7 protein-coding genes and 1 tRNA gene are annotated in these 10,727 nt (G+C 63.4%); 2 read left to right on the plus strand and 6 right to left on the minus strand.

All coding sequences use genetic code 11. The annotated features are described in order from the left end of the window. Positions 1-65 precede the first annotated feature (65 nt). From infB to rimP, 3 genes are read right to left on the minus strand one after another with little or no spacing between them, the layout of a single operon-like run. Positions 66-2,981: a translation initiation factor IF-2 gene (infB, locus tag AACH00_RS18965; RefSeq protein WP_341400753.1), complete on the minus strand. Its 2,916-nt coding sequence runs from the start codon at positions 2,979-2,981 to the stop codon at positions 66-68. Positions 2,982-3,037: 56 nt separating this feature from the next. Further along, a complete protein-coding gene (gene nusA / locus AACH00_RS18970; protein ID WP_341400754.1) occupies positions 3,038-4,516 on the minus strand; it encodes a transcription termination factor NusA in 1,479 nt (492 codons plus the stop codon). After that, positions 4,513-5,067, minus strand: coding sequence for a ribosome maturation factor RimP (gene rimP, locus AACH00_RS18975; protein WP_341400755.1), 555 nt, complete (start codon positions 5,065-5,067; stop codon positions 4,513-4,515). Before rimP ends, nusA begins: the two co-directional genes overlap by 4 nt. A gap of 182 nt (positions 5,068-5,249) precedes the next feature. Here rimP and fabI point away from each other — a divergent pair, with 182 nt between their 5' ends. Beyond that, on the plus strand, positions 5,250-6,050 hold the full coding sequence (gene fabI, locus AACH00_RS18980; protein ID WP_341400756.1) for an enoyl-ACP reductase FabI: 801 nt from the start codon (positions 5,250-5,252) through the stop codon (positions 6,048-6,050). A gap of 55 nt (positions 6,051-6,105) precedes the next feature. Here fabI and AACH00_RS18985 read toward each other — a convergent pair whose 3' ends face one another. Both AACH00_RS18985 and AACH00_RS18990 read right to left on the minus strand, forming a co-directional pair. Next, complete coding sequence (locus AACH00_RS18985; RefSeq protein WP_341400757.1) at positions 6,106-7,296, minus strand: GGDEF domain-containing protein; 1,191 nt, start codon at positions 7,294-7,296, stop codon at positions 6,106-6,108. Further along, complete coding sequence (locus AACH00_RS18990; RefSeq protein WP_341400758.1) at positions 7,250-9,514, minus strand: Orn/Lys/Arg family decarboxylase; 2,265 nt, start codon at positions 9,512-9,514, stop codon at positions 7,250-7,252. The genes AACH00_RS18985 and AACH00_RS18990 overlap by 47 nt, the downstream gene beginning before the upstream one ends. A 186-nt stretch (positions 9,515-9,700) precedes the next feature. On the opposite strand from AACH00_RS18990, the gene AACH00_RS18995 reads away from it, so the two are divergent. Next, positions 9,701-9,790, plus strand: a tRNA-Ser gene (locus AACH00_RS18995). A 181-nt stretch (positions 9,791-9,971) separates the two neighbouring features. On the opposite strand, the gene AACH00_RS19000 is transcribed toward AACH00_RS18995, so the two are convergent. After that, positions 9,972-10,727 (minus strand): branched-chain amino acid ABC transporter substrate-binding protein (locus tag AACH00_RS19000; protein WP_341400759.1); only part of this gene is annotated, 756 nt, incomplete at its 5' end.

The raw sequence follows: 10,727 nt of genomic DNA on the forward strand, positions 1-10,727 counted from the left end.
GTCGGCCTATCAAGCAAAAACCCCGCCGGTTTCGGCGGGGTTGCTGGGATGAAGCCAGACCCGCCTTACAGCGTTCGTGCCACTTCCTTGACCTCGAAGATTTCCAACTGATCGCCCTCGGCGAAGTCGTTGTAGTTCTTGAGCTTGATACCGCACTCGAAGCCTTCCTTGACTTCGCGCACATCGTCCTTTTCGCGGCGGATCGATTCGATCTCGCCGGTATAGATGACGATGTTCTCGCGCAGCAGGCGGAACTTCGCGTTGCGGCGAACCAGACCCGAGGTGACCATCGAGCCGGCAACCGTACCGATCTTGGACGCCACGAAGACCTTGCGGATCTCGGCGGTGCCCAGCGCTTCTTCGCGCTGTTCCGGAGCCAGCATGCCGCCCATCGCTGCCTTCACTTCATCGACGGCGTCGTAGATGATGTTGTAGTAACGCAGGTCGACACCGCTGTGTTCAGCCAGCTTGCGAGCCTGGGCATCAGCACGGGTGTTGAAGCCGATGATGATGGCCTTCGAGGCGATCGCCAGATTGACGTCGGATTCGCTGATGCCGCCAACGGCCGCATGCACGATCTGCACCTTGACTTCGTCGGTCGACAGCTTGAGCAGCGAGGCAGCCAGAGCTTCCTGCGAGCCTTGCACGTCGGCCTTGATGATCAGCGGCAGTGCCTGCGCAGCGCTCTGGCCCATGTTCTCGAACATGTTCTCGAGCTTGGCTGCCTGGCGACGGTTCAGCGTCACTTCGCGGTACTTGCCTTGGCGGAAGGTGGCGATTTCACGGGCACGACGTTCGTCGGACAGCACCATGAAGTCATCACCCGCCTGCGGCACTTCCGTCAGACCCTGGATCTCGACCGGGATCGACGGACCAGCTTCAGTGATGGTCTTGCCGTCTTCGTCCAGCATGGCGCGCACGCGGCCATAGCTGGAGCCCGCCAGGATGACATCACCGCGCTTGAGCGTGCCGGACTGGATCAGCACGCTGGCGACCGGGCCGCGGCCCTTGTCCAGACGCGCTTCGATCACGATGCCCTTGGCCATCGCTTCAGCCGGTGCCTTCAGTTCCAGCACTTCGGCTTGCAGCAGCACTTGCTCCAGCAGCTCGTCAATGCCCTGGCCGGTCTTCGACGACACGCCGACGAACGGCGAATCACCGCCGAATTCTTCCGGCACCACCTGCTCGGCCACCAGTTCGCCCTTCAGGCGTTCCAGGTTTGAATCAGGCTTGTCGATCTTGGTCATCGCGACCACGATCGGCACGCCAGCGGCCTTCGCGTGGTGGATGGCTTCCTTCGTCTGCGGCATCACGCCGTCGTCGGCTGCCACCACCAGGATGACGATGTCGGTGGCCTTGGCACCACGAGCACGCATGGCCGTGAAGGCCGCGTGACCCGGGGTGTCCAGGAAGGTGATCATGCCGCGCGGGGTTTCCACGTGGTATGCACCGATGTGCTGGGTAATGCCACCGGCTTCGCCTGCGGCCACACGGCTGCGGCGGATGTAGTCGAGCAGCGAGGTCTTGCCGTGGTCAACGTGACCCATGACGGTGACGACTGGTGCACGAGGCAACACTTCGCCGGTGACTGCTGCTTCTTCTTCCTCGGAGAAGGCTTCCGGATCGTCCAGCTTGGCGGCGAACGCCTTGTGGCCCATTTCTTCCACGACGATCATCGCGGTTTCCTGGTCCAGCTGCTGGTTGATGGTGCACATCTGGCCGAGCTTCATCAGATGCTTGATGACCTCGCTGGCCTTGATGGCCATCTTGTGCGCCAGATCGGCCACGGAGATGGTCTCAGGAATGTGCACTTCCTGGATTTGCGGCTCGGTTGGTGCCTGGAAGTTCGAAGCTTGCTGACCGTCGCGGCCGTCGCCACGGCGACCACCACGCGGCGCGCGCCAGCCCGGACGGTTGGCGGCGGAGTCAGGACGACCCTTGCCAGCCGGCGTACCGCGCTTCTTCGCATCGTCTGCCCAGCTCGAGGACAGCTTTTCCGACTTGACCGACTTCTTGTCGCCCGGCTTGGCAGCGGCGCCAGCGGCAGCCGGAGCAGCGCCCGGAGCGACCTTGGCCTTGTGCAGGGTGCCCTTGATGCCTTCCTTGGCGGCTTCCACCACGACCGGCTTCGGCTCTTCCTTCTTGGCGACCATGACCTTCGCCTTGCGATTCATCATGTCGCGAATCGCAGCGGCTTCGGCTTCGGCGGCCTTGCGGCGGCCTGCCAGATCAGCGGCCTTCTTCTGCTCTTCCGCTTCCGAATCGCCAGCCTTCACCACGCGCAGGGCGGGCTTCGGCGGCTCAACCGGTGCGGGAGCAGGCACAGGGGCCGGCGCTGGTGCAGGCGCGGCCGCGGCAGCAGCCGCCTTGCCAGCGGCGGCAGACTTGCCAGCGGCAGCAGCGGCCTTGGCCAGAGCGGCAGCGGCTTCCGCAGCGGCGGCCTCGGCAGCGGCCTTGGCGGCAGCAGCTTCAGCGGCGGCCTTGGCAGCGGCTTCACGATCAGCACGTTCCTGCTCTTCACGCAGGCGGCGCTTCTCGGCCAGTTCTTCTTCCTGCTTGCGGATCAGTTCAGCCTGCAGGCGAGCCTCTTCCTCGCGACGAGCCAATTCGGCTTCCTCGGCGGCGGAGGCGGCTTCAGCAGCGGCTTGTGCGTCTTCTTCGGTGGCGCCTGCGGGCAGGTCGTCACGCTTGATGAAGGTGCGCTTCTTGCGCACTTCCACCTGGATGGTGCGGGCCTTGCCAGAGGCATCGGCCTGCTTGATCTCGCTGGTCGACTTGCGGGTCAGCGTGATCTTCTTGCGGTCGGCACTGTTGGTGCCGTGCGACGTCCGGAGGTAGTCGAGCAGGCGTTCCTTGTCAGACTCGGAAAGCGAGTCTTCGAACGATTGCTTCGCGACGCCGGCCGACTGCAGCTGCTCGAGCAGCGTCGCGGCGGGCCTGTTCAGCTCCGCAGCGAGTTGAGCGACGGTGGTCACTGCCATTCTTGGGTTCCTTGATCTTTTTGCCGTGTGCGGGTGTCTGTCCTGGGGCTGTTCGTTCAGGCGTTGAACCAGTGTTCACGCGCCTTCATGATCAGCGCCTTGGCCTGGGCCTCGTCGACACCGGTCATGTCGACCAGTTCATCGACAGCGAGGTCCGCCAGGTCGTCCCGGGTGTGCACACCACCGTCAGCCAGCTTGGCGATCAGGTCGGCATTCAGGCCTTCAAGGTCGCGCAGATCCTGCGACACCTCGTCCACCTTTTCCTCACGGGCAATCTCCATCGTCAGCACTGCGTCCTTCGCACGGTTGCGCAGTTCACTGACGGTGTCTTCGTCGAAGCCTTCAATATCCAGCAGCTCTTGCAGCGGCACATAGGCCACTTCTTCGAGGCTGGTGAAACCTTCGCCGATCAGGATGTCGGCCACTTCCTCGTCCACGTCGAGTTTCTCGACGAAGAGCTTGCGGATGGAGCCCGACTCTTCAGCTTGCTTGGCGGCCGATTCCTCGGCCGTCATGATATTGATGCGCCAGCCCGTCAGCTCGGAAGCCAGACGGACGTTCTGGCCACCACGGCCGATGGCGATGGCGAGGTTTTCCTCGTCAACGACCACATCCATGGCGTGCTTCTCTTCGTCGACCATGATCGACTGCACGTTGGCCGGAGCCAGTGCACCGATCACGAACTGCGCCGGGTCTTCCGACCACAGCACGATGTCGACGCGCTCGCCGGCCAGCTCGTTCGTCACGGCGGTGACGCGGGAGCCGCGCACACCGACGCAGGTGCCGATAGGATCAACACGCTTGTCGTGCGACACGACGGCGATCTTGGCGCGCGAGCCGCTGTCGCGGGCGCAGCTCTTGATCTCCAGCAGGCCTTGCTCGATCTCGGGCACTTCCTGGGCGAACAGCTCGACCATGAAGCCAGGCGCCGAGCGCGACAGCATGATCTGCGGGCCGCGGGCCAGGGTGTCGATGCCGGCAATGAAAGCCCGCACGCGGTCGCCCGAACGCAGGTTTTCCTTGGCGATCATCTCGCTGCGCTTCAGGCGGCCTTCGATGCGGCCCGACTCGACGATGATGTCACCCTTGTCCAGGCGCTTGACGGTGCCGACCATGACCTTGTCGCCACGCGACAGGAAATCGTTCAGCAGCTGCTCACGCTCGGCGTCGCGGATCTTCTGCAGGATGACCTGCTTGGCCGCTTGCGCACCGATACGGCCGATCGGCACGGATTCGATGGCTTCCTCGATGTGGTCGTCCACCTCGATGTCAGCGATCTGTTCCTTGGCTTCGAACAGCAGGATTTCGGCGTCGGGGATTTGCAGACCGGCTTCATCCGGGACAACGTGCCAGCGGCGGAAAGTCTCGTACTCACCGGTGTCACGGTCCACCGTGACACGGATGTCGACTTCACCACCGTGCAGCTTCTTCGTGGCGGAGGCCAGTGCAGCTTCCACCGCACCAAAAACGACGTCGCGATCCACGCTCTTCTCGCGAGAGATGGCGTCCACCAGCATCAGCATTTCGCGGTTCATTGTTCTTGACCTCCGTCAGTCGTCTTGTCGCTCTCGGCAGCATCCGCTGCCTGGCCCGTCTTGCCACGGCGACCCTTGAAATCCAGCACCGGTACGAGCCGGGCTTCCCGCACTTCCTCAAACGCAAAGTCGAGCACTTGATCGACCTTGCCGTCGTGGAAGATGATCTGCCAGCCGTCGCCCTCTTCGGCGTTGGCCAGCAGGCCTTCATATTTCTTGCGACCCTGAAACGGCAGCTTCAGGGTGATCTGCACCTGTTGGCCCACGAAGCGGGCGTAGCTCTCGAGCGTCTTCAGCGGCCGGTCGAGGCCGGGCGAAGACACTTCAAGGCGTGCATAGTCGACGTTGTCGACTTCCAGCACGTGCTGCAGCTGCCGCGTCACGGCTTCACAATCCTCCACCGTGACGAACTCGTGCTCGCCAGTCGGGTAGGCATGTCCAGGGATGCGGTCAATGCTGACGCGCAGCAACCCGCCGACCACTCTTTCGATGTCGACGAGTTCATATCCCAATCCGGTCACCGTGCGCTCGACGGCCTGACTCCAGCTCATCAGGGTGTGAATACTTTCCTAAAAATGCCGACCGACAAAATCGATCGGCCAAAAAAAATGGGCTGGATGAATCCGCCCATTGGGTCTAATTCTAGCGAAGGTCGAATTGTAGCCTGAGGCAGGTGCGTCGGCAAGTTGGTCATGCGAGAATCCGCCTTGAACTTCAACAATTTGGAGACCGCATGGGATTCCTCGCCGGCAAACGCCTGCTCATCACGGGCTTGCTCTCGAACCGCTCGATCGCCTACGGCATTGCCAAGGCTTGCCACCGTGAAGGTGCCGAGCTCGCATTCAGCTACGTGGGTGAGCGCTTCAAGGACCGCATCACCGAATTCGCCGCTGAATTCGACTCGAAGCTGGTTTTCGACTGCGACGTGGGTGACGACGCACAGATCGAGAAACTCTTTGTCGACCTGAACCAGGCGTGGCCGGAAGGTTTCGACGGTTTCGTGCATTCGATCGGTTTCGCGCCGCGCGAAGCGATTGCCGGTGACTTCCTTGACGGCCTGACGCGCGAGAACTTCCGCATCGCCCACGACATCTCGGCTTACAGTTTCCCGGCGATGGCCAAGGCGGCGCTGCCGACCCTGCGCCCGAAGGCGGCTCTGGTGACGCTGTCGTACCTGGGCGCCATGCGCTATGTGCCGGCCTACAACACGATGGGCCTGGCCAAGGCCTCGCTGGAAGCCAGCGTGCGTTACCTGGCCGCGAGCCTGGGCCCCAAGGGCATCCGCGTGAACGGCATCTCGGCCGGTCCGATCAAGACCCTGGCTGCCTCCGGCATCAAGGGCTTTGGCCGTCTGCTCGAGCTGTTCTCCAAGAACGCACCGCTGCGCCGCAACGTGACGATCGAGGACGTGGGCAATGTGACCGCCTTCCTGCTGTCTGACCTGTCGGCTGGCATGACCTCTGAAATCACCTACGTCGACGGCGGCTTCAGCCACGTCATGGTGGGTGGCATGCCGGGCGAAGACGGCGAATAAGCCGTCCGCTGCTCTGCGGCTTGCCTGACGAACCCGGCCTTTGCGCCGGGTTTTTTCATGTCTGGACGACCACCACGCGGTTGCGTCCCTCGGTCTTGGCCTGGTAGAGCGCCTCGTCGGCGCGGCCCACGGCACCCTCCCAGGTCTCATCCGGACGGACGAGCGCAAGGCCGAAGCTCATGGTCATGGGAATCAGTTGCCCGTCGGGCGCTCGGAGCACCACGGCCTGCACCAATGCGCGCAGTCGCTCGGCAATCATCCGGGCTGCAGACGGGTCGGCCGGCCGGAGCAGCACCAGAAACTCTTCGCCGCCCCAGCGGCCCAGCAGGTCGCCGTCGCGCAGGCCGGACTGAAGCGCCTGTGCCACCGACTGCAGCGCCAGATCGCCCGTCGGGTGGCCGTGCAGGTCATTGATGCGCTTGAAATGGTCGATGTCGCCCATCAGCAGGCATGGCGCCGGTACGTGCCCGTCGGCCCAGTGCCGGGCGGCCATCTCGGCCACTTGGCGACGATTCAGCAGCCCGGTCAGCGGGTCGGTGCCGGCCAGGCGCCGCAGATCACCTTCAGCAGACATGACCAGCCGCCCGTAAACCGCGTTCATGCCGGCGAGCAAGCCGAGCGCCGCGAGCAGATTGACGCTGTGCAGCAGGCCCAGACCCAACGAAGACACGCTGGCGGTGGGCAGGCTGTGGTGGGTGAACTGGTCGAGGCACAGGAAGCCGATCAGCACCAAGCCCCCTGCCCGCCATTTCTGCGCCGGCCGCAGCTTGTGCGACATCATCATCGGCGGCAGCACCAGGATCAGGTAGTACTGAAAACCAGCTTCCCAGCCCAGCACCCAGGTGGCGAGCATGGCATGCGCCGTGATTTCCGTGCCAATCAACATGGCACCCCATTGCTGCAGCCCCGGGCGACGCAACAAGGCCCATGCGCTCAGGTGAATGCCGACACTGAAGACGTTCGTGGCCGCGAGCCACGGCAACTGCCAATGCAGGAACAAGCCCGCGAAGGCCAGATGAATGACCGCGCAAAGAGCAGCCGCCACACCCAGCGCCCGCCAATAGTGCGCCGGATTGACCGTGAACTGGCGGTCAAAAGGTGGGCGGGGCGTAGCGGTGGTCATCGAGGGGGTCGCGGCGAGGGCTGGGCGCAATGCCCTGCCCCGTTTTCGGCGCGAACCGCTCGAACTTGATGCCGCGTCAGGCTTCTGCGCGCACGCAATCGACGAAGTAGCGGCGGCCGCCAAGGCCGTCGTCCTCTGCGACCAGCCCGTGCACGTCGGCGCCGAAGCCCGGGAAGGCGGCGTTGAACTCGCGCGTGAAGCGCAGGTAGTCAACGATGCGCTTGTTGAAGCGCTCGCCCGGGATCAGCAGCGGGATGCCCGGTGGGTACGGGGTCAGCAGCGCGGTCGTCACACGGCCTTCGAGTGCATCGATCTCGACGCGCTCGGTCTGGCGGTGCGCGATGTAGGCGTAGGCATCGCTCGGCTTCATCGCCGGCTCCAGATCGGACAGGTACACCTCGGTCGTCAGGCGCGCGATGTCGCCCTTGGCATAGGCTTCGTGCACGCTCTGGCAGAGGTCACGCAGGCCCATGCGCTCGTAGCGCGAGTGGGCTGCGACGAACTCCGGCAGGATGCGCCACAGCGGCTGGTTGCGGTCGTAGTCGTCCTTGAACTGCTGCAGCGCGGTCAACAGCGTGTTCCAGCGGCCCTTGGTGATGCCGATGGTGAACATGATGAAGAACGAGTACAGGCCAGTCTTCTCGACCACCACGCCGTGCTCGGCCAGGTACTTGGTGACGATGGAGGCGGGAATGCCGGACTCGGCAAACTTGCCCGACATGTCGAGACCCGGGGTGATGATGGTGGACTTGATCGGGTCCAGCATGTTGAAGCCGGTGGCCAGACCACCAAAGCCGTGCCAGGTCTCGTCGGCCTGGAGCACCCAATCCTGCTGCCGGCCAATGCCGTCTTCCGTCAGGTGATCAGGGCCCCACACCTGGAACCACCAATCCTGGCCGTACTCGGCATCGACCTTGCGCATCGCGCGGCGGAAGTCGAGTGCTTCGCGGATGCTTTCTTCCACCAGGGCGGTGCCGCCCGGGGGCTCCATCATGGCCGCGGCCACATCGCAAGAGGCGATGATGGCGTACTGCGGCGAGGTGGAGGTGTGCATCAGGTAGGCCTCGTTGAACAGGTGCTTGTCCAGCTTGACCGTCTGCGAGTCTTGCACCAGCACCTGCGAAGCCTGGCTGATACCGGCCAGCAGCTTGTGGGTGGACTGGGTGGCATACACCATGGCCTGCGTCGGACGCGGCCGGTTCTTGCCCATCGAGTGGAAGTTGCCGTAGAACTTGTGGAAGGCGGCGTGCGGGAGCCAGGCTTCGTCGAAGTGCAGCGTGTCCACCCAGCCGTCGAGCTTGGCCTTTATGGTTTCGGTGTTGTAGAGCACGCCGTCGTAGGTGCTCTGCGTCACGGTCAGGATCTTCGGACGCACCGTTTCGGCATCCACATGCTTGAGCAGCGGATGGCGGGCGATCTTCGCGCGGATGGACTCCGGGCTGAATTCGCTCTCCGGGATCGGGCCGATGATGCCGTAGTGGTTGCGCGTCGGCGTCAGGAACACCGGCACGGCGCCCGTCATGATGATCGAGTGCAGGATCGACTTGTGGCAGTTGCGGTCCACCAGCACCACATCGCCCGGCGCCACCGTGTGGTGCCAGACCATCTTGTTCGACGTGGACGTGCCGTTGGTGACGAAGAAGCAGTGGTCGGCATTGAAGATGCGCGCGGCGTTCTTCTCGCTCGCGGCGACCGGGCCGGTGTGGTCCAGCAGCTGACCGAGTTCTTCCACCGCGTTGCACACGTCGGCGCGCAGCATGTTCTCGCCGAAGAACTGGTGGAACATGCGGCCGATCGGGCTCTTCAGGAAAGCGACGCCACCGGAGTGACCCGGGCAATGCCAGGAGTAGGAGCCGTCCTGTGCATAGTGCATCAGCGCGCGGAAGAACGGCGGCGCCAGGGAATCAACGTAGCTCTTGGCTTCGCGGATGATGTGACGCGCCACGAACTCCGGCGTGTCCTCGAACATGTGGATGAAGCCGTGCAGCTCACGCAGGATGTCGTTCGGGATGTGCTGCGACGTGCGCGTCTCACCGTACAGATAGATCGGGATGTCCGCATTGCGGAAACGGATCTCGGTGATGAAGTTGCGCAGGTTCAGCACGGCCGGGTCCAGTTCGGGGCCGGGCGTGAACTCTTCGTCGTCGATCGACAGGATGAAGGCGCTGGCGCGGCTCTGCTGCTGGGCGAACTGCGACAGGTCACCGTAGCTGGTCACGCCGAGGACTTCGAAGCCCTCTTTCTCGATCGCTTCGGCCAGGGCGCGGATGCCCAGGCCCGAGGTGTTCTCGGAACGGTAGTCCTCGTCAATGATGACGATCGGGAAATTGAAACGCTGCATGGCGGCTCCGGTAAGGCGGGGCGGTCTGAAAATTGAAGGGCGAAGTGTAGGGCCGAACCCGTGTCATGCGTGTGATGCCGGCCATCACATTTCGACAGGCCGCATCTGCAGAGGGCCATCAAACTTTCTTTGGGGGCGATGTTGGGCACATTGAATTCATGCGCTAGAATGGAAGGCTATCCCGACGGAGGGATGGATGAGTGGTTTAAGTCGCACGCCTGGAAAGCGTGTGTGGGTTAATCCCCACCGCGGGTTCGAATCCCGCTCCCTCCGCCAACCATTGCGAAAGCCGCCAGCACCTCACGGTCTGGCGGCTTTTTCTTTGGCGTATCAGCGTTGGTGCGTGATCTTTGGTACGTTGCCCTTGCGCTTCCTCCAGCTGAGCGCGGAATGAAAAAAGGCCACCTTGCGGTGGCCTTCGCAGCGCTGGCCCGAGGGCCAGATCAGTTGAGGTCGATCAGCGCACGACGGCGATCTGCTCGCGGTTGCCACCCTTGTAGGTGAACAGCGTAAGGGCGCCGTTCTTCACGTCACCCTTTTCGTCGAACGCGATCGTGCCGGTCACGCCCTTGTAGCCGTTCGTCTTCGCCAGCACCGGCAGGTACTTCGCCGGGTCAGCCGAGCCGGCCTTCACCATCGCGTCCACCAGCACCATCGTCGCGTCGTACACGTACGGTGCGTAGATCTGCACGTCAGCATTGAACTTCTTCTTGAAGTCCGTCTTGAACTTCTCCATGCCGACCTTCTGGGTGCCTTCAACGCCACCGGCTTCCGCGCACACGACTTGACCGTCGTCCATCGCGCCAGCCGACAGCTTCGGCAGCTCGCCCGAGCAGATGCCGTCGCCGCCCATGAACTTCGCCGTGATGCCCAGCTGCTTCATCTGGCGGATCATCGGGCCAGCCACTGCGTCCATGCCGCCGTAGAACACCACGTCAGGCTTCGCAGCCTTGATGGAGGTCAGGATGGCGGTGAAGTCCGTGGCCTTGTCGTTGGTGAATTCGCGCTTGGCGATCTTGCCGCCCTTGCCCTTCACGCCCTTTTCGAACTCGTCAGCCACGCCCTGGCCGTAAGCCGTGCGGTCATCGATGACGGCGATCGACTTGCCCTTCAGCTGCTCCACCGCATAGCGGCCCAGCGTGCCACCCAGGTGCACGTCGTCAGCCACCACGCGGAACGTGGTCTTGAAGCCTTGACGCGTGAACTTCGGGTT

Origin of the sequence: Ideonella margarita (genome assembly GCF_038066635.1) — a bacterium.
GTDB lineage: Bacteria > Pseudomonadota > Gammaproteobacteria > Burkholderiales > Burkholderiaceae_C > Ideonella > Ideonella margarita.